Raw genomic sequence first — 21,174 nt, 5'->3', positions numbered from 1 at the left:
CCAGTCATGACTGGGCTTTTATTTTAATCAGCTAAATGCGGTTAATTTTGATAAGTATTAGAGATAATCGCCTTCTCTTTCAGGCTGATATAATATTTTTTCAATTTTAACTTTCATCAAATGACCATCAGGCTGCGGCCATTCGATTTCCTGTCCTTCAGCCAAGCCAAGAATTGCGGTACCTACAGGTGCAACCACATTGACCTGCCCTGCCTCTCCACGAAAATCATGCGGATAGACCAAGGTAATTTCGGTTGCTTCCGTAGAAGGTGCAATGGTGATTAAAACCTTTGCATTCATCGTCACCACATTGGGCGGCATATCTTGAGGTGCAACCACATCTGCTCGTGCCAATTCCTCTTCTAAATGCTGCATTGTCACAGTCAACTTCGACTGATGTTCCAACATCGTTTCTAAGCGATGTAAATCTTGTTCTGAAATAATAATATTTGGTTTACTAGCCATGTGCCTAATTCCTTCGATCTTTCACATCATTTGGGTATAGCAGCGATGTTTATAATGGGTCTGTTGACATTTCATAAATGAATTAAGCCACAAGCCGTAAATTTCAGCATGCAACCTGTCTGTCGGAAACGTGAAACGAAGTATCAATAAACTCCAATAATCTACTTCTTTTATAACAGATATTTTCTGCAATGTTTAAGCTTTTAAACTTATTGAACAACCATAAAAAAAGCCCCCTTGAGAGGAGGCCTTCTCAAGTTAATGCTTATTTAGCATAAACGGGGAATTTTGCACAGACTGTTTCAACTTTCGCTTTAACCGCATTGATAACAGCTTCATCACCTTTTGCATCGAGGATATCCGCAATCCAACCTGCCAAGTCGCGAACTTCAGCTTCACCAAAACCACGTGTTGTTACTGCTGGCGTACCGATACGGATACCAGAAGTGACAAACGGAGAACGTGGATCATTTGGTACCGCATTTTTGTTGACCGTAATATGAGCAGCGCCTAACCAAGCATCAGCATCTTTACCTGTCACATCTTGCTTAATTAAAGACAACAAGAATAAATGGTTTTCTGTACCACCAGATACAACATCATAACCACGTGAAATCAATACTTCAGCCATCGCTTTAGCATTTACAACCACTTGTTTTTGATATTCTTTGTATTCAGGCATCATTGCTTCTTTAAAGCAAATTGCTTTTGCTGCGATCGCATGAACCAATGGACCGCCTTGGTTACCCGGGAATACAGCAGACTGAAGTTTTTTCTCAATTTCTTCGTTTGCTTTTGCAAGGATTAAACCAGAACGTGGACCACGCAAAGTTTTATGCGTAGTTGTGGTTGTTACATCAGCAATTTGCACTGGACTTGGGTATACACCAGCAGCAACTAAACCAGCAACGTGAGCCATATCTACAAATAAGTAAGCGCCAACTTTATCCGCAATTTCACGGAAACGTTGCCAATCTACAATTTGGCTATATGCAGAGAAACCCGCAACGATCATACGTGGTTTATGCTCTACAGCTAAACGCTCAACTTCTTCGTAATCAATTTCACCAGTTTCTACGTTTAAACCATATTGAACAGCATTATATGATTTACCAGAGAAGTTGACTTTAGCACCATGAGTCAAATGACCACCATGTGCCAAGCTCATGCCTAAAACAGTATCACCTGGGTTAAGTAAAGCAAGATAAACTGCTGAGTTTGCTTGAGAACCTGCATGTGGCTGAACATTTGCATAGTCAGCACCAAATAATGCTTTAGCACGATCGATCGCCAATTGTTCGATCACATCAACATATTCACAACCGCCATAATAGCGCTTGCCAGGGTAACCTTCCGCATATTTGTTAGTGAGTTTTGACCCTTGTGCTTCCATAACAGCTGGTGAGCAATAGTTTTCAGATGCGATTAACTCAATATGAGCTTCTTGACGGGCATCTTCTTGAGTGATTGCTTGAGCAATTTCTGGATCAAATTCAGAAATAGAGATATTGGCGAACATTAGCGAGGTCCTATGAATTAGGGCTTTTAAGCCGTGCTAAGATTGCGCGTATTGTAGCATGAAGTTTGTAATTAAACAGAATGAAGTTTGCTCCGTTTTAAATAAAAATGGCTCATGTTGAAAACATAAGCCATTTGCTCAAATCTACAATTTAAAATCGTTATTGCGCTGCAAACATTCCTTTTACATCAGCCACAATATTGTCGATATTCAAGGCATAAGCCGTACTATGATCCCATGTAGGATTGGTAATGTAATTCACCTGCGTCGTCAGTGCTTTCGCCGTACCGTATAAAGTATCTGTTGCCACTTTCGGTACAGTAGTATCTGCGCCCCCCTGATAAATAATCACTGGTGTTTTGACGAGCACTTGCAACGGTTGTGAGTCTTTCTCTAGGAAAGTTTTAACGGCTGGCAAAGACATAAAGGTATCGGTTGTTCTTGGATAATTTTTCAATGAGCCATTCACAGCCGCATATTGCCCCATTGCCACGCCAAACTGTTGACCAAGTGTATCATAACAAACGGATTCAGCATTTTTTGCGATTGCATCGGTTGGCACTTTGAATACTTGGCTATAGTCTAAAGTTGGGTTTGAATTACGTAAACCCGCTGCAATCAACGCTGTAAATGTATCCAATGATGCATAGACTGGAATTTGTTGTGCTGGTGGTGCATCTGCAACTGATAATTGCCCCGCATTTAAAATTAAACTCAATTGTGAAGCAGGCGCGACTGCAACTGTACCTTTATAATCTAAATTGGCACGATCAGCATATTGTGCAGCACCTAAAGCTGCTTGACCGCCTTGAGAATGCCCAACAGTGACCCATTTTTTCGATACTTTATTGCCTAACCAGTTACGTGTTGCAACCACCGCATCTGTAATCGAGTAACCTTCACTTTTTACATTTAAGAATGGATGGAGTTCAGTTCCACTCGGTTCGCCTAAACCTTCATAATCGGGTGCAACAACCACATAGCCTTCTGCAAGGAATTTAGAAATCATTCCTTTAATATAAACATTCATTGCGTTACGGCTTGGTGCACATATATCAGCGACACCAGTTGTACCATGTGCCCAAACCACGATAGGCCAACCTGAAGCTGGTGGTGCAGTTTTAGGGGTAAATACCAATGAGGTTGCTTGTACTTCAGTTCCCTTCACCCCTTTCATTTTATAGGTCATCACTACACTATCTGCCGCCACAGCAGAAAAATCTGTCTTGGTATATGCTGTAGGTGTGCCAACAACAGGGTTTGCGATAGTGTTTAGATCCGTATTTGAAGGTGATTCATACGAATTTCCCCCACTACCACCGTTATTACACCCGGATAAAACCAAACCTGAACTTAGAATTAAAATTGATAATGCATTTTTTTTCATGTGACTTATTCCTTAAAGCACAATTTTTTTAAAGTTATATATACGGCTGAGCACGTATAATTCTTTCATAAATACGTCAAAAAAATCTGTTATACAAGTTTTTTTCTTATTATTTTTTAAACATTATTCAATAGATTAAAATGTACGTCTTCTTTTAAAATAGAAAGCAAAGCAACAGCAATTTTTTAGCCTTTGATGCCAATATCAGAATTTAATTTTTTCAAAAAATTAAAGTTTTTCATATTTAAAATCAACAACATAATAATTAATAAAATCTTTTCCCAAGCTACAGCTTATTTTGACTCTCATTTTATTTCTAACTTATGTCTTATCGCAACGCTAACCGTTCACCTCTACAGAAAACATTGAACAATCATGCGAAGTATAAATAGCAAGATCAAATAATCATTTTTCTAACAATCTTTTTTATGAGATTTAAACATAGGTCACAAAAATGCCCTTATCAACCAGTAATAAGGGCATTTTTTATTGTTACAATAAGTACTCAATACTCAAAAGATTAATCAGCAAGTAAGGCTTTTATATCTTTTAACAAGTTTCCATTTTGAACATGGGTCGCATGTATAGTGACGTGCCTCCAAGTCGGATCAGTTCGGTAATCAATTTTGGTGTTTAAAGCACGGGCTTGTGCCACCAAAGCATCAGTTGCCTGTTGGTATACGATCGTATCCGCCCCCCCTTGATAAATAATAATCGGGGTTTTTACTTGCGTTTGTAGTGGTTGTGAATCCTTATCTAAAAATTGCCTTACAATCGGATTATCTTTATATTCCGCTTTTTTACGCCGTATAAAGTTGACTATAGGAGCTCCTAATGGCCTTTCAGTCCTATTTGTCCGGTCAGTAAAAGCCAACACTACCCCTGCAAGACAACGTTCTTCTGCCCGTGCAGCTGGGGTATCATACGGTGTGTTGAATAAGTTAGTATAAACAGGCTCGTTTGGATAAAGACTTTTCATCCCCGCAGCCATAAAGGAAGTTAAGGCATCTAGCACTGGATATCCGAGCATTTGCTGATTTCTAGTCTTGCCCGCCAAATCCTTTTCTGTTATGTCTTCAATCATTTCTAAATTATTTGCTGGCGCCAAAGCAATAGCACCCTTATAGTCCATATTGGCACGCGCCGCATATTCTGCTGCACCCAATGCGGCATGCCCCCCTTGCGAGGCTCCAGCAACAACCCATTTATTGGATACTTTATTGCCTAACCAGCTTTTAGTTGCCACCACCGCATCGGTAATTGAATAGGCTGCACTCTTTAAATGCAAAAACGGATGCATTTCCTGACCACCTGGCTCACCCAAACCTTCATAATCGGGAGCAACTACCACATAACCTTCTTTAACAAAGCTATCGATCATATCATGAGTAGATCGATCTTCGCCTAGAATGGTAGTGGTGATTAATTTCATTCGACTCGGTGCACATTGGTCAATAACACCTGTTGTACCATGTCCCCAAGCCACGATTGGCCAGCCGCCAGCTGGCGGTGCAGTTTTAGGGGTAAAGACCAATGCGGTTGCCTGAGTTTCTGTTCCTTTGATGCCTTTCATTTTATAAGTCATCACCACACTGTCTGCTGCATTTGGTGGATTTTCTGCTGCACTCTGATATGCGCTTGGTGTACCCACCACTGGATTTTCAATGTTGTTGACATCTACATTTGGCTTTTCTTCAGGTGGTTTTTCTTCACCCGGTTTTTCTTCACCAGGTTTTTCTTCACCAGGCTTTTCTTCACCAGGTGGGATGACTTCACCTGGCTTTTCTACAATAGGTTTTTCATCATTTGAACCAGTGGATGAATTATTACTGTTTCCATTGCCACCACAGGCACTTAGTAATAGACCAGATCCAACCAACATGATTGAGAGTAAATTTAATTTCATTTGATTCATCCTTGCATATAATAATTTTTATGACTTCAGTGCCAACAAATTTAATTTGCCAACTCTAATTAATGAAGCGCCAGCCGCAGACATAATGAATGTTTTTTTTGCTTACCTCACATTGTGCAACTTTTAAACTGTGCTTCATTATAATTATGCGAGAAATTATATTTGGCAAGTGAAATTTAATATTCAAAAACTTTAAATTATTTTAAAAATCAATATATTGCTATTAAATTCACTGAAATATTGTTGTATTTATAAAATCTCATATTTATTTATTATTGACCCAAAGTGTTATATATCGCATATATTCTACAAATATTGTGAATTAGGGAGGTGATACAAATATATGTTTGATTTTTTATTTTAAATAAATTCTTATCAACAACCATCTCATGATTTAAGTTTCAATTAATTCAAGATGATTAATATTTAAACTTTGCAATCATAATATACTAAAAAACAGTCCAGATAATAGCTAAATTAAAAACCAATGCTAATTTCGATAGAAATAATCAATGACTCAATCAAAACAAAGATGCTGAAATATTGTTTTCTAAAATTTCAACATACTGCAAAGCAATATAAAAAATCTCCCTATTTTTCATAATAGGGGGATTTTTTATTGATCTATGGTTTTAAAAGAACCGAAGAAACAAACCTATTGTTAGAACTAAAACACACTCCAAAAATTAATCAGCAAGTAAGGCTTTTATATCTTTTAACAAGTTTCCATTTTGAACATTAGTCGCATGTACATTAATGTGATTCCAAACTGGATCAGTTCGATAATCAATTTTGGTGTTTAAAGCACGTGCCTTTTCCACCAAGGCATCGGTTGCCTGTGGGTATACGATTTTATCCGCTCCCCCTTGATAAATAATAATCGGCGTTTTCACTAGCGTTTGCAGTGGTTGTGAATCCTTATCTAGAAATTGCCTCACTATCGGATTATTTTTATACTCCGCTTTTTTACGCCGTGAAAAGTTGACGATAGGACTTCCTAATGGCCTTTCAGTCCTATTTGTCCGGTCAGTAAAAGCCAACACTAACCCAGGAAGACAACGTTCTTCTGCTCGTGCAGCGGGGGTATCATACGGTGTGTTGAATAAGCTAGTATAAACAGGCTCGTTTGGATAAAGACTTTTCATCCCCGCTGCCATCAAGGATGGTTATAGCATCTAGCACTGGATAGCCGACCATTTGCTCGACTCTAGTCTTACTCGCCAAATCCGTTTCTGTTAGGTTTTCAATCATTTCTAAATTATTTGCTGGCGCCAAAGCAATAGCACCCTTATAGTCCATATTGGCACGCGCCGCATATTCTGCTGCACCCAATGCGGCATGCCCCCCTTGCGAGGCTCCAGCAACAACCCATTTATTGGATACTTTATTGCCTAACCAGCTTTTAGTTGCCACCACCGCATCGGTAATTGAATAGGCTGCACTCTTTAAATGCAAATACGGATGCATTTCCTGACCACCCGGCTCACCCAAACCTTCATAATCGGGTGCAACCACAACATAGCCTTCTTGAGCAAAGTTATTGATCATATTAAAAGCACCTGTATCCAAACTTAACATCGCTTTACTTTTACTTGGTGCACATTGGTCGATAACACCCGTTGTACCATGTCCCCAAGCCACGATTGGCCAGCCACCAACTGGCGGTGCAGTTTTAGGGGTAAACACCAATGCGGTTGCCTGTGTTTCTGTTCCTTTGATGCCTTTCATTTTATAAGTCATCACCACACTCTCGGCTACATTTTGTGGATTTTCTGTTGTGGTCATATATTCTACAGGTGTACCCACCACTGGATTTTCAATGTTGTTGACATCTACATTTGGCTTTTCTTCAACAGGTTTTTCATCACCAGGCTTGCCTTTATCTGGTGGAATTACTTCACCGGGCTTGCCTTCATCAGGCGGGATGACTTCACCAGGCTTACCTTTATCAGGTGGGATGACTTCACCAGGCTTACCTTTATCAGGTGGGATGACTTCACCAGGCTTACCTTCATCAGGTGGGATGACTTCACCTGGCTTACCTTTATCAGGTGAGATGACTTCACCAGGCTTTTCTACATTGGGTTTTCCATCATTTGAACCTGTGGATGAATTATTACTGTTTCCATTGCCATTACAAGCACTTAGTAATAGACCAGATCCAACCAACATGATTGAGAGTAAATTTAATTTCATTTGATTCATCCTTGCATATAATAATTTTTAGTATTTTGAATGAATATTTGATAACAAAATTGAATGAACTTAAATCGTCCAAAAGAACTAATTTATTCAAAAATTTTAATAATAATATATAGCTAAGAGTAATAGTTTTGCTACACAGTAAAAATGCACAGAAACTTTTCGTACCTATACAATATTCTAATAATCTCTGCCAACAGACCCTATAAAAAGGCCAGAATAAATCTAAAACATGTGCCTTCTTTAACATCGCAAGAAACACCCGAATTGATTGAATTCAACTTAAAAATCTCAAAGAAAATACCAAGCGACCGTATTATGAAAAAGCAGATCGAGCTTATAAATTTAAAGACGTGCAAGCATTTAAAATACTTTGTAGAAACGACGCTCTTTATTCAAGCTAAAGATCTTGTGTCACTTTTTGAGCAGAATTTTGGCTATTCCGCCTCTTATCCAAATATCTTGTATGCTTTAAAAAATTAGGCTGGTTACATAAAGTAAAAGCGATCGCTAGGAAATATTAAGTCAGGTTGGCCTATTTACCTATCAATAGTTCTGAGCTAAATCCAAATTTATTTTTATTATTTAATTTTCAATCAATTTAAAATAAAAAATGATCCTGTTAAATAAATCATATCGGTATTGAAAGTGCCTTCTCCCTTTCAGGGAGAAGGTTAGGATGAGAGGATTTATTGTTGATCTATGCTTTTAAAAAGAACTGATAAAAGAAGTCTATTGTTAGAAGCAAAACACACTCACAATTAATTGGCAAGCAGCGTTTTAATATCTACTAGCAATTGCCCATTTTCAACATTATCCTTGAATACAGTGACGTGATCCCAATCAGGACCTTTTCTATAATCAATTTTGGTGGTCAAAGCGCGCGCCTGTGCTACCAAAGCATCTGTTGCCCGTGGTAATACGATCAGGTCTTTGCCGCCCTGATAAATAATAATCGGGGTTTTAACCACAGTTTGTAGCGGTTGCGAATCTTTATCTAAAAACTGCCTTACAATCGGATGCTGGGTATACCCCTGATTTTTACGTGGATAATCCGTTAAATTCCCCTTCGGTAAAAAGTAATTAACCATCGGCGTGGTAAAGTTATTAACCATGTCTATCAGACATTCTGATTCTGCTTTTTCAGCAACTTTATCTGTTGGTGACTTAAATACCGTACTGTATACGGGTTCAGTTGGATAAATGCTTTTCATACCTGCTGCCATAAAAGCCAATAATGTATCAAGTGCCGCATAGCCTGAAATTTGGCCAGACACAGCCCTATCTGCCAAAGCCATATCTGACAAGCTTTCAATCATTTCCAGATTATTTGCAGGCGCCATTGCAACTGCCCCCTTATAGTCCATATTGGCACGTGCTGCATACTGTGCCGCACCTAATGCTGCATGACCACCTTGTGAGGCCCCAACAACAGCCCATTTGTTCGATGTTTTATTACCTAACCAGCTTTTGGTTGCCACTACAGCATCGGTAATCGAATAGGCTTCACTTTTTACATGCAAAAATGGATGTATTTCTTGACCACTTGGTTCACCTAAACCTTCATAATCGGGTGCGACCACCACATAGCCTGATTGAACAAAACTATCGATCATTTTCTGAGTATGTACATCTGGAAGAAACCCTCCCACGATTAATCGATTTCTACTGGGTGCACAATTGTCGGCAACACCTACAGCGCCATGTGCCCAAGCTACAATCGGCCAACCTTCAGCGGGTGGTACAGTTTTTGGGGTAAATACCAATGCGGTTGCTTGAGTTTCTTGCCCTTTGATACCTTGCATTTTATAGGTCATCACCACACTCTCTGCGGCATTTGGCGGATAATCTTCTGTAAACTTATAGGGTAATGGTGTGTTCACCACTGGGTTTTGAATCTTGTTTATATCTGTATTTACATTTGAACTTGTAGATGGATTATCGCTCTTATCATCACTACCATTACAGGCACTCAGCAATAGACCTGATCCAATCAACATGATTGAGAGTAAGTTTAATTTCATTTATTTCATCCTTGCATATAATATTTTTTAGTATTTTGAATGAATATTTGATAACAAAATTGAATAAACTTAAATCGTCCAAAAGAACTAATTTATTCAAAAATTTTAATAATATATAACTAAGAGTAAAAAGCTTGCTAGACTATAAAAAAGGCCAGAATAAGTCTAAAACTTGTGCCATCTTTAACATCGTAAGAACGACCCGAAATGATTGAATTCAACTTGAAAATCTCAAAAAAAATACCAAGCGACCGTATTCTGAAAAGCAGATCGACCTTATAAAATTAAAGACGTGCAAGCATTTAAAATGCTTTGTAGAAACGACGCCCTTTATTCAAGCGAAAGACCTTGAGCCACATTTGAGCAGAATTTTAGCTATGCTATCTCTTATCCAAATATCTTGTATGCTTTAAAAAAATTAGGCTGGTATATAAAGTAGATGCGCTCGCAAGTAAATATCAAGTCAGGTTAGCCTATTTACCTATCTATAGTTCTGAGCTAAATCCGAATTTATTTTTATTATTTAATTTTCAATCAATTTAAAAATAAAAAAATGATCCTGTTAAATGAATCATATCGCTATTGAAAGTACCTTCTCCCTTTCAGGGAGAAGGTTAGGATGAGGGGATTTATTGTTGATCAATCGTTTTAAAAAGGACTGATAAAAGAAGTCTATTGTTAGAAGCAAAACCCACACAAAAATTAATTAGCAAGCAAGGTCTTAATATCCACTAGCAATTGCCCGTTTTCAACATTATCCTTGAATACAGTGAGGTGATCCCAATCAGGACCTTTTCTATAATCAATTTTGGTGGTTAAAGCACGTGCCTGCGCCACCAAAGCATCTGTTGCCCGTGGTAATACAATCAGGTCTTTATCACCCTGATAAATAATAATTGGGGTTTTAACCACAGTTTGCAGTGGTGGTAGGTCTTTATCCAGAAATTGCCTGACAATCGGATGCTGGGTATAACCTTTGTTTTTTCGTGGATAATTCTCTAAATTCTCGTTTTGACCCAAATATGTAAACATTGAGTTCGACATACTATTAGCCATGTCCAGAATACATTCTGATTCCGCTTTCTCAGCAACTTTGTCCGTCGGTGATTTAAATACGATACTATAGACAGGCTCAGTCGGATAAACACTTTTCATCCCTGCCGCCATGTAGGCAGTTAAAGTATCTAGTACAGAATAACTTAAAATTTGATTAAACAGCCCCCTCTGTGCCACAGCCATATCTGATAAGCTTTCAATCATTTCCAGATTATTTGCGGGAGCAAAAGCGACAACACCTTTATAGTCCATATTGGCACGGGCTGCATACTGCGCTGCACCTAATGCTGCATGACCACCTTGCGAGGCACCAACAACTGCCCATTTATTCGATGCCTTATTGCCTAACCAGCTTTTGGTTGCTACCACCGCATCGGTAATCGAATAGGCTTCACTTTTTAAATTTAAAAAGGGATGTAGCTCTCTCCCACTCGGCTCACCCAGCCCTTCATAATCGGGTGCAACCACCACATAGCCTGCTTGAACAAAACTATCAATCATTTTCTGAGTATGTACATCCGGGAGGAGACCCTCCACGATTAATCGGTTTCTACTTGGCGCACAATCGTCTCCTACTCCCACCGTACCATGTGCCCAAGCCACAATCGGCCAACCTCCAGCGGGTGGTTCTGTTTTAGGGGTAAAGACCAATGCAGTTGCTTGAGTTTCTTGCCCTTTGATACCTTGCATTTTATAAGTCATCACCACACTTTCTGCTGCATTTGGTGGGTAGTCTTGTGTAAACTTATATGCTACTGGTGTACTTACCACTGGATTTTGAATGTTGTTGACATCTGCATTGACATTTGTACTTGTAGATGAATTGCCCCCCTTGTTATCACTACCACCACAGGCAGTGAGAAATAGACCAGATCCAAGCAACATTATGGTGAGTAAATTTAATTTCATATCATTCATCCTTGTTTATCATTTTTTCTATTACTTTATTGCTAACAAATCATGTGTTAGCACGATCCCCTTAGATCGCTGATCTTTTGCTTGATGACTTTTTAAATTACGTCACAACTGCACAATATTTAAGCTCAGCTTTACTATAATTTAGCCATAAATAAAAATATGGCAAGTGAAATTTGATCTTCAAGCATTCTGAAATATTTAAAAAAATTAGGTAACTAGCACCACATTCACTAGAATAATGCTATATTTTTACAACACTACACTTACTTTTACATTTATATACAAGTGTATTTTATTTCACACATTATCTAAATTTTGCAAATTATAACGTTAAGAAAACATACTTTTGATTGTTTTAATTTAAAAAAAACTTAACAATATTCACAAAACATGTTTAAATTTCAACCAATTTAAGACAACTAATCTTTAGATTTATCTGAGATAAACATATAGAAACTGCGACTAAATACAATTAAAGTTAAACCTATCTCAATTTGATATTTCTGCATTAAAGCCACTCCCTCAAAGCCTAAACCAGAAAAGTGCCACTTTAACCAGACTCAATTCAGATTAACCATAGAAAACGCCTTGCTTTAAAAAGATAAGCAGTATTCACTTTGCAAAGGCGAGAATTTAAAAATCAAAAAATGATCCTGTTAAATGAATCATATTGGTATTGAAAGTGCCTTCTCCCTTTACGGGAGAAGACCAAAATAAGGGGATTTATTGTTGATCAATCGTTTAAAAAAGTACTGATAAAAGAAGTCTATTATTAGAACCAAAACCCACGTAAAAATTATTTAGCTAACAGGGTTTTAACATCTTCTAACAACTGTCCATTTTCAACATTGGCACTGAATACAGTAAGGTGATCCCAATCAGGACCTTTTCTATAATCAATTTTGGTGGTTAAAGCACGTGCCTGTGCCACCAAAGCATCAGTTGCACGAGGTAATACAATCAGGTCTTTGTCACCTTGATAAATAATAATTGGGGTTTTAATAAGCGTCTGTAGTGGTGGTAAGTCTTTATCCAGAAATTGCCTTACAATCGGATGCTGGGTATACCCCTCATTTTTACGAGGGTAGCCAACTAGACTTCCTTCATTATTCCTAGCATAAGTTCTCATTGGTGTCCTAAAATTAAAAGCCATCGATATAAGGCATTGATTTTTCCCTTCTGCTTTTTCAGCAATTTTATCCGTCGGTGATTTAAATACAATACTGTAGACAGGCTCAGTCGGATAAGCACTTTTCATCCCTGCTGCCATATAGGCTGTTAAAGTATCCAGTACCATATAGCTATTTATTTGAGCTTGTACATCCTTATTATTTGCCACCGCCAGATCTGATAAGCTTTCAATCATTTCCAGATTATTTGCCGGTGCCAATGCAACTGCACCTTTATAGTCCATATTGGCACGGGCTGCATACTGTGCCGCGCCTAATGCTGCATGACCACCTTGCGAGGCACCAACAACCACCCACTTATTCGATACTTTATTGCCTAACCAGTTTTTGGTTGCGACTACAGCATCTGTAATCGAATAGGCTGCGCTTTTTAAATGCAAAAACGGATGGATCTCTTCCCCACTCGGCTCACCCAGACCTTCATAATCGGGGGCAACCACCACATAACCTGCTTGAACAAAACTATCGATCATTTTCTGAGTGTGTAGATCTTTAATAAAGCCCCCATCTATAATTAATGGATTTCTACTTGGCGCACATTCGTCTCCCACCCCCACACTACCATGTCCCCAAGCCACAATTGGCCAACCTTCAGCGGGTGGTTCTGTTTTAGGGGTAAAGACCAATGCGGTTGCTTGAGTTTCCTGCCCTTTGATACCTTGCATTTTATAGGTCATCACCACACTTTCTGCTGCATTCGATGGATAGTCATCTGTATACTCATATGGCACTGGTGTATTGACCACTGGATTTTGAATGTTGTTGACATCTGCATTTACATTTGTACTTGTGGATGAATTATCCCCCTTGTTATCACTACCACCACAGGCAGTAAGAAATAGACCAGATCCAAGCAACATTACGGTGAGTAAATTTAATTTCATATGATTCATCCTTGTTTATCATTTTTTCTATTACTTTATTGCTAACAAATCATTTGTTAACTAGATCCCCTTAGATCACTGATCTTTTGCTTGATGACTTTTTAAATTACGTCACAACTGCACAATATTTAAGCTCAGCTTTATTATAATTTAGCCATAAAATAAAATTTAGCAAGTTACATTTGACCTTTGAGTATTTTAAAATATTTAAAAAAATTAAGTAATTGCGTATAAATTCACGAAAATACTGTCGTATTCATATAGCCTTATACTCACTTTTTTATTTATAAATAATTTATTTACAATTCACATTTTATTTAAATATTGTGAATTATGGCGGTAAGAATAGATACTTTTGATTGTTTTAATTTAAAAAAATCTTAACAATAGTTACAAAACATGTTTAAATTTCAACCAATTTAAGAGCATTAACCTTTAGACTTATCAAGGAAAATACATAAAAAATTTTGACCAAATACAATTAAATTCAGAACCATAACCTAATTTGATTTGATATTTCGGTAACAAAGCACTCTCCTTCCTTAAAGTCCAAACCAGAAAAATGCCACTTTTACCAGACTCAATTTAGATTAACCATAGAAAACGCCTTTCTTTAAAAAAATAAGCAGTATTCACTTTGCAAAGTAGAGGATTTAAAAATCAAAAAATGATCTTGTTAAATAAATCATATTGGTATTAAAGGTACCTTCTCCCTTTACGGGAGAAGATTAGGATGAGGGGGATTTATTGTTGGTCTATGCGTTTAAAAAACCTTATAAAAGCAGCCTATTATTCGAACTGAAACACACAAAAATTAATTGGCAAGCAAGCTTTTAATATCCTCTAGCAGTTGTCCATTATCAACATTGGCGGTAAATGAACCCGTATGATCCCAACTCGAATTGGTTCTATAATCAATTTTGGTGGTTATAGCACGTGCCTGAGCCACCAAAGCATCCGTTGCTTGTGGTAATACAACAGTATCTTTACCACCCTGATAAATAATAATTGGGGTTTTAACGAGCGTTTGTAACGGTTGTGAATCTTTAGTCAGAAACTGTCTTACGATTGGATCATTCTTATAGCCTTCTTTTTTACGCGGATAACCTTTAAGATTTCCGTTCTTAATATTATAAGCAGTCATTGGCAATATAAAAGCTGTTCCCATTGCTGCAATACATTCTCTTTCTGCTTTTTCAGCAATTTTATCAGTGGGTGTTTTAAATATAATGCTATATACAGCCTCGCTTGGATTGACTGCCTTTATCCCCGCTGCCATATAAGCTGTTAAAGTATCCAGTGCAGCATAACCGCCGATCTGAATTAACCCATCCGCATCTGCTAAAGCCATTTCTGACAGGTTTTCGATCAATTCCAGATTATTTGCTGGTGCCATTGCAACTGCACCCTTATAGTCCATATTGGCACGGGCTGCATACTGCGCTGCACCTAATGCCGCATGGCCGCCTTGCGAGATCCCAGCAACCGCCCATTTGTTGGACGCTTTATTGCCTAACCAACTTTTGGTTGCCACCACCGCATCGGTAATTGAATAAGCTTCACTTTTTAAGTTTAAAAACGGATGGATCTCCTTCTCGCTCGGTTCACCCATACCCTCATAATCTGGCGCAACCACCACATAACCTGCTTTAACAAAGTCATCGACCATTTTTTGAGTATGCACATCGACTAGAGGTACAAATAATTTATTTTTACTCGGTGCACACTTGTCAGCAACACCAGTCGTTCCATGTGCCCAAGCCACAATTGGCCAACCTCCAGCAGGCGGTGCAGTTTTAGGGGTAAAGACCAATGCGGTTGCCTGAGTTTCTTGTCCTGTGATGCCTTTCATTTTATAAGTCATCACCACACTTTCATCTGCATTGGGTGGAAGAACATCATTTTTAATATTATAGGGTACTGGTGTATTGACCACTGGATTTTGAATATTGTTCACATCTACATCTGAACCTGCCGATGAATGATCACTTTTATCGTCATCACCACCACATGCAGTTAGAAATAGCGTAGATCCAGTCAATAACACTGAAAGTAATTTTAATTTCATATAATTCTTCCCTTTTATCTTTTTTTCTATCACGTCAGCAGGGTCAACCCATCGTTTGCCAGCGCTGATCCAATAGATCACTCATCTTAGTTTAATGTTTATGTTGTTATTACTTCATAATACCTGGCAATATTTAAGCTAGGCTTTATTACAATTAAGTCATAAATATAAATTTATCAAATGAGATTTAATCTTTAAAACATATTAAATTATCTCATCAATCCAATTTTTTATTTATTAATCAACTGAATTTAATGTGGTTTTTATAGAGCAATCAGCATAAATTAATTTCATAATATTCAGGTTTTAATATATTTTTCACAGTTTTAACAATGAATTGATTCTTATCAATGATCAATCTTATTATTCAAATTTCAATTAATTTTTAAGTAATGGTTTTAAGTATTTTAAAGATAAATCACACTAAAAAAATGATTTTGCGTGTGATTTAAGCAAAAGCCAGCACTTATCTGGATTTTAGATGGGTTTCATTTGTATTTAGCGTCTAAAAAAGCTAGTTTATGAAGGCGCTCTTTCTTATCTATTTGTTGAGGAACAAAGGTATGCAAGCAATCATTCTAGATACTGAAACTCATACACTCAATGGATTACCCATTGAAATTGCTTATGCACCGATTCAAATTCAAGAAGGGAAATTAAGCTTAGATCGGGAACAAATGTTCGATCAACTTTATAGTATTGGCAATGAAAAAATTTCTTTTGGCTCAATGGCCGTTCACCATATCCTAGAGTCTGATCTTGTCGGACAACCTAATTTTTCCAGCTTTGAACTTCCTCAGCATACCCAGTATATCATTGGGCATAATATTGATTACGATATTCAGGCTATACAACGATGTGGCGTAGATACTGCTCATATCAAAGCCATTTGTACGCTGGCGCTTGCTCGTCTTGTTTGGCCTGATGCTGAAGCACACAATATATCAGCACTGATTTATATGATCAGTAAAGGCAGTGAGAAAGCACGTGAAATGTTAAAAGGTGCACATCGTGCAGATGCCGATATTATTTTAACGGCAAATATTCTCATGCATATTGTTTATCAACTCAAAATCCAAAGCATTGAAGAATTATATGAAGCCTCAGAAGATGCACGTATCCCACGCAGTATTAACTTTGGTAAGCATCGTGGGACAGCGATTGCAGAATTACCCAAAGACTATGTGCAATGGTTGCTTCGTCAAGATGAACTTGACCCTTATTTACGCAAAGCTTTAGAGAATGCAAACATCGTCACACTTTAAGCTGATGATTTGTAACAATAAAGTCATATTAGTGTAATTTTCATTCTTTACTCTAGGGTCAATTTATTGGGGAATAATTTGACTCATGGATCACTATTTTAAAACTGACTTGGGAATTCAGACTTTAAAACACCGCTCAATTCAACTCACTGCTCGCCAAAGACAATTACTGCTTCTAATCGGCACAGATGATTTTAAAATTTTGAATAGTGCACTAAAGCAACGGCTTGCAACACCAGAACTTATTCAACAATTAGAAGAGCTTGGTCTAATTTTTCAGAATCAAGTGAATGGTGCGCCTCAAGTTAAGTCAAAAATAACATCAGAATCGTCCAAGATTGAACAATCAAATCAGCGCACCCCTTCAAATCTGACAACTGAAATAGGCTTTAAACCGTCGCCTAAAGCTGTTGAAAATCCAACAATTATTAACGATACCCAGCTCAGTCAAAATACAAAATCAGCAGATCCAAACCCCATCCAGCAAAGCGTTAACACTGTCACATCTACACAGGTAGCGCATGCCGAAACGACGCCTGAACTGAATTATATAAATTTTGATGACATCAAACACAAAATGTCTACCCTGCTACAGACGCATTGCGGCTTGATGACCAAACAATTGGTCATGCAAATACAGCAGGCAAAATCAATTCGAGATATCAAATTTTGCCAAATGCAGTGGATTACCGCACTTCAAGAAAGTCGAATTTCTCCTCAAGAATTAAATCAAACCATGCAACAAATTAATTATTCACTCCAACATTTACAATCATCTTAAATCGATCCTAAATATTTATTTCAATTTACCCACTTAGAATGACAAATGAAGTGCTTTAAAGTCATTCTAAGTCTTTTTATTTAAGGGTATTTTTGATTTATTTCCGAATATCAAAATCTTAAAGCCAAATAAGCTATCGCCAATAAATCAAAGTTTTATGTATATTGAGATGATTTATTAGGACAGTATTATCCCGACTTTGCAATTTTAAATGGGAGTAATACCGATTAATTTTTAAGCCGACTTAAGCGTATTCCCAGACATTCATATCTCTTTACAAAATCACATTGTCTGTTTTACACGCATTCTGTAGAATTATGGGCACGCCAATGATTTAAAACAATTAGACAATTATGACTCAATACCTTACAAAATCGACCAACCAAACAGCTTTAGAACTTTCAAATTTTTATCCAACGTTTGAACAATGTTTAAATGCTGTATCCAATATTAAATATCAAAAAGATTTACGTATCAAAAGCGATCCTATTTCATCTCAACATATTTTGGTTGAAAGCTATTCTCGAGGGACACTTCAAGATAAGTTTAAAATTGAAAAAAATGCAATTGAGCATGCAAACAAAAACCGTTTGGCCTTATATCATCTTGTTGCCGTTACACTCGATCATTTTAAAACTGCTTAGGGTCTGTTGACATTTCATAAATGGCTTGCGTTGTAGGCTAAAATTGAGCAGGCAAGGCATGAAACGAAGAGAATAGCGAGACTATTTTCGAGTTTCATAACGAAGGCTGAGATAATTTTAGCCACAACCCTTCGGGACTAGCGTGTTTTTTGCCGCTACGTCGTTACGAACTACTCATTTAGAATGACTAAATTTCGTATTTCGCGCCTAGTATCACCTAAAAAACACACGTAGTCGCAAACGTAGACGAATTGTCAACAGACCCTAATATTTATATCATTTTAAACTGATTAAAAATAAAACGTGTTGGGCTTTTTAACCCAACACGTTTTTTAATTGATGATAAAAATTAGCTGACTTGTTCAATCACACGATAAATACTGTCACTTTCTTTGCTTTCAAAAAGCAACTCAATACTTGGTAAGATCTTCTCACCATCCACAACGATATGATCAATTTTTTGGAACAATGATAAATTATCTGTGTCCTCATGCTCTTGCAGTTTATTTAACCAAGCCATCGCATTCAGCTCATTACTATATTGATCCTTGACCCTTACTGTAATCATTTCAGTCATTTTTCTGTCCTCTTTTTTATATACTGTTTTCTTATAGCATGCGCCAAACTAAAAATTAGCTTAAAGTTGTTAGATTTTATGGCAATGTTAAAAATTAGCTACATTACTATGTTTTTTATTTATAAAATATAGAGTTACTTTGAATGCTTTGTGTAAATATAGCTTGATTCAATTATTTCATGACGTTTCAAAAATCAGAAAAAGAAAAGCCCGCATTTCTGCGAGCTTTTTATGTTGGAAAGCTAGTGCTTATTTTTTATTTGAACTGGAGTCACAAATTCAACAAGCCGTCATTGATCTGTCCAACTACTTCGTAGCGTCTTAGCGACCTACTGTAGTTTTAATATAGTCAGATGCGCTTTGATCTGCAAGATGCAGTAACATTATTGAACGATATCACAGCAATTTTGAAATTGAATATTTTTTTAATTGGTAGATAATAGATAAGTTTGATTGACTATAATTTAATATTGATCAACCTTAAAAAATCTAAATAACATTAAATAAAAACGAACCAGTAAAAATTATTTTATAAAAATAACCTATAAATCTGCCACACGAGATCACCTATAGCATTAGATCATCATTAAAATTTATATATCATCGACATCATTAAATCTCTTTTTCATAAATCAAAAAGTGATCATGCTGAGTGAATCATATTGGTATTGATAGCCCCCCTTCTCCCTCTATTTATCTAAACACATTTTCTCGATTTTACTTTTACTGCTGTAATTCAAATGGCTTTTAAAACACCTACAATATTGTCTAGACTGCGTGTACTTTAAATTTTCAGGAATATGTATACCGAAACATTCCGTCTCAATAAGTCCTTTTTGTGATAGAGGGAGCTCTGCTTTACTGAGCAAAATACCAAGACCAAATGCAATAAGCATGGCAAAAAAGATTAAACCTTTATAATGGATGATTTGCTTGACCATAGGTGGATAAATTTATAGAACATGATGAAGCTAATCCTAGCTTAAACTTTCCTATTTTTTATTTTTATTTTTATTTTTATTTTTATTTTTAAAAATAATTTGATAACAAATAAGGGAGTTAACATGCGCTGATCTTTTAAAGCAAAATAAATATACAGGTCTGTCAGCTAAAATTTTTCAACAGCTTATGCCACTTTTGGGCGTGACTCATTTTATTCTATATGATTGCTTAAAAATTTTAATCATCAAAAAAATATGGCGCACGCAATGATCATTTTCGTTTTAATGCATTATTTTTATGCGCTAAAAATAATTAGAAAGATCAAACAAACCTTACGGCTCGATAAAATATTTATAAACAGAGAAAGCTGTACTCTATTTGCTTTTTTTTATGGGTAATTGAGTTGAATATTCAACATCATGCTTATCTAAATATTCACGAATCAATTGACGAACAACCTGAGATGGCTTTAAATCCTGACGATTACATAAGTCCTCAAAAGCTTGTTTTTTATTTGGATCAATTAAAATTGTTAATCTTGCCGTTTTGTTTTCCATAGCTTATTCCCTTAAATTTATTAGAAATAAAATTGTAATAACATTTAAATTTTTTTCAATGATAGTTTTTATTTAAAAACACACACTTCTTAATATATACCATTGAATTTAAATTACTTATTTTCTGATTTTAGCAATAAATCAGCTATAAATTATTGTGAATGTTATTGAATATTTTAATTTTAAAGCGAAAAAGTACCTGAAAGGCTATTACAACAACGCGATGCAATAGCCAAACATTGATACTTAAGAGAAATCTAATTCTTTTTCAAAAATTCTGAGTTCATGCCGTGCCATTGCCAAATTAGATTTTTGGCGATCTAAGACTAAATATAAAAATAAATTACTGTTCTTATCTAGAGGTCTTAATAAGTGATACTGTTTTCCTAGGGTAATTAAAATATCATCAATCGTATCGCGTAAATTTAAAGCTTCTGCTGTTTTCATTTTTGCTTTTAAAACCTCCGTATTTCCAGCAGCAGCAAGTTCCAAATCAATTCCCGTTCCATATGAAGCCAATGATAACCCACTTGTGCTATCAACAAGTGCTGTTGCCGTGAACCCGTCAATTTCTGTTAAAGGTGTTAAGTCAATTTTAGCCATTTATATATGCCTTTTATTAAGTGGAGATAATATGAGTCGCTTTTAAAGCACCCTCATGTTTAAAAAGTATCATGAAATTATAATATAATATTATTTTATGATAATAATTTGTAACTTTTTTTAATTTAAACAAAGGATTAGATCAGTATTAATCCACAATTAAAATTTTTTATCTGG

At 36.5% G+C, this 21,174-nt stretch carries 14 protein-coding genes and 1 pseudogene; 3 read left to right on the top strand and 12 right to left on the bottom strand.

Going from position 1 to position 21,174, the window contains the following annotated elements:
- Positions 1 to 57 precede the first annotated feature (57 nt).
- The 9 genes and pseudogenes from rnk to AC07U8_RS06490 all read right to left on the bottom strand — a co-directional run bounded on the left by rnk (position 58) and on the right by AC07U8_RS06490 (position 15,628).
- On the bottom strand, positions 58 to 465 hold the full coding sequence (gene rnk / locus AC07U8_RS06530) for a nucleoside diphosphate kinase regulator (RefSeq protein ID WP_004820092.1): 408 nt from the start codon (positions 463 to 465) through the stop codon (positions 58 to 60).
- A 265-nt stretch (positions 466 to 730) separates the two neighbouring features.
- Positions 731 to 1,984: a serine hydroxymethyltransferase gene (gene glyA / locus AC07U8_RS06525; protein ID WP_004820090.1), complete on the bottom strand. Its 1,254-nt coding sequence runs from the start codon at positions 1,982 to 1,984 to the stop codon at positions 731 to 733.
- Between the two features lie 160 nt (positions 1,985 to 2,144).
- Complete coding sequence (locus tag AC07U8_RS06520; RefSeq protein WP_494737541.1) at positions 2,145 to 3,371, bottom strand: alpha/beta hydrolase; 1,227 nt, start codon at positions 3,369 to 3,371, stop codon at positions 2,145 to 2,147.
- A 520-nt stretch (positions 3,372 to 3,891) separates the two neighbouring features.
- Positions 3,892 to 5,277 carry a serine aminopeptidase domain-containing protein gene (locus AC07U8_RS06515; protein ID WP_270385488.1) on the bottom strand — a complete coding sequence of 462 codons (1,386 nt, stop codon included), beginning with the start codon at positions 5,275 to 5,277 and terminating at the stop codon, positions 3,892 to 3,894.
- A 695-nt stretch (positions 5,278 to 5,972) separates the two neighbouring features.
- Positions 5,973 to 7,482, bottom strand: a pseudogene (locus tag AC07U8_RS06510) (alpha/beta hydrolase family protein).
- 767 nt (positions 7,483 to 8,249) lie between these two features.
- Positions 8,250 to 9,512, bottom strand: coding sequence for a serine aminopeptidase domain-containing protein (locus AC07U8_RS06505; protein ID WP_494737540.1), 1,263 nt, complete (start codon positions 9,510 to 9,512; stop codon positions 8,250 to 8,252).
- A gap of 702 nt (positions 9,513 to 10,214) precedes the next feature.
- Entirely contained in the window at positions 10,215 to 11,477 is a 1,263-nt protein-coding gene (locus tag AC07U8_RS06500; RefSeq protein ID WP_494737539.1) for an alpha/beta hydrolase, read from the bottom strand.
- A gap of 805 nt (positions 11,478 to 12,282) precedes the next feature.
- Complete coding sequence (locus AC07U8_RS06495) at positions 12,283 to 13,560, bottom strand: alpha/beta hydrolase family protein (RefSeq protein ID WP_270402680.1); 1,278 nt, start codon at positions 13,558 to 13,560, stop codon at positions 12,283 to 12,285.
- An 814-nt stretch (positions 13,561 to 14,374) separates the two neighbouring features.
- Entirely contained in the window at positions 14,375 to 15,628 is a 1,254-nt protein-coding gene (locus AC07U8_RS06490; protein ID WP_034618349.1) for a serine aminopeptidase domain-containing protein, read from the bottom strand.
- A gap of 563 nt (positions 15,629 to 16,191) precedes the next feature.
- Between AC07U8_RS06490 and AC07U8_RS06485 the strand changes: the two genes are divergently transcribed.
- The 3 genes from AC07U8_RS06485 to AC07U8_RS06475 all read left to right on the top strand — a co-directional run bounded on the left by AC07U8_RS06485 (position 16,192) and on the right by AC07U8_RS06475 (position 18,318).
- Positions 16,192 to 16,893 carry an exonuclease domain-containing protein gene (locus AC07U8_RS06485; protein WP_270387524.1) on the top strand — a complete coding sequence of 234 codons (702 nt, stop codon included), beginning with the start codon at positions 16,192 to 16,194 and terminating at the stop codon, positions 16,891 to 16,893.
- Between the two features lie 85 nt (positions 16,894 to 16,978).
- The gene (locus AC07U8_RS06480) at positions 16,979 to 17,674 is read left to right on the top strand and encodes a hypothetical protein (protein ID WP_270387530.1); all 696 of its coding nucleotides are present in this window, start codon (positions 16,979 to 16,981) and stop codon (positions 17,672 to 17,674) included.
- A gap of 353 nt (positions 17,675 to 18,027) precedes the next feature.
- On the top strand, positions 18,028 to 18,318 hold the full coding sequence (locus tag AC07U8_RS06475) for a hypothetical protein (protein WP_034618346.1): 291 nt from the start codon (positions 18,028 to 18,030) through the stop codon (positions 18,316 to 18,318).
- Positions 18,319 to 18,667: 349 nt separating this feature from the next.
- Here AC07U8_RS06475 and AC07U8_RS06470 read toward each other — a convergent pair whose 3' ends face one another.
- The 3 genes from AC07U8_RS06470 to AC07U8_RS06460 form a co-directional block, all read right to left on the bottom strand.
- Entirely contained in the window at positions 18,668 to 18,895 is a 228-nt protein-coding gene (locus tag AC07U8_RS06470) for a hypothetical protein (protein WP_004721965.1), read from the bottom strand.
- Between the two features lie 1,316 nt (positions 18,896 to 20,211).
- Positions 20,212 to 20,394 carry a CopG family transcriptional regulator gene (locus AC07U8_RS06465; protein ID WP_034618273.1) on the bottom strand — a complete coding sequence of 61 codons (183 nt, stop codon included), beginning with the start codon at positions 20,392 to 20,394 and terminating at the stop codon, positions 20,212 to 20,214.
- A 246-nt stretch (positions 20,395 to 20,640) separates the two neighbouring features.
- On the bottom strand, positions 20,641 to 20,997 hold the full coding sequence (locus AC07U8_RS06460) for a roadblock/LC7 domain-containing protein (RefSeq protein ID WP_034618275.1): 357 nt from the start codon (positions 20,995 to 20,997) through the stop codon (positions 20,641 to 20,643).
- Positions 20,998 to 21,174 lie beyond the last annotated feature (177 nt).

The sequence above is a fragment of the Acinetobacter sp. GW821-FHT01E09 genome, assembly GCF_059422385.1.
Note: the sequence above shows the minus strand (reverse complement) of the source record. Positions and strands in the feature narration are given on the sequence as shown.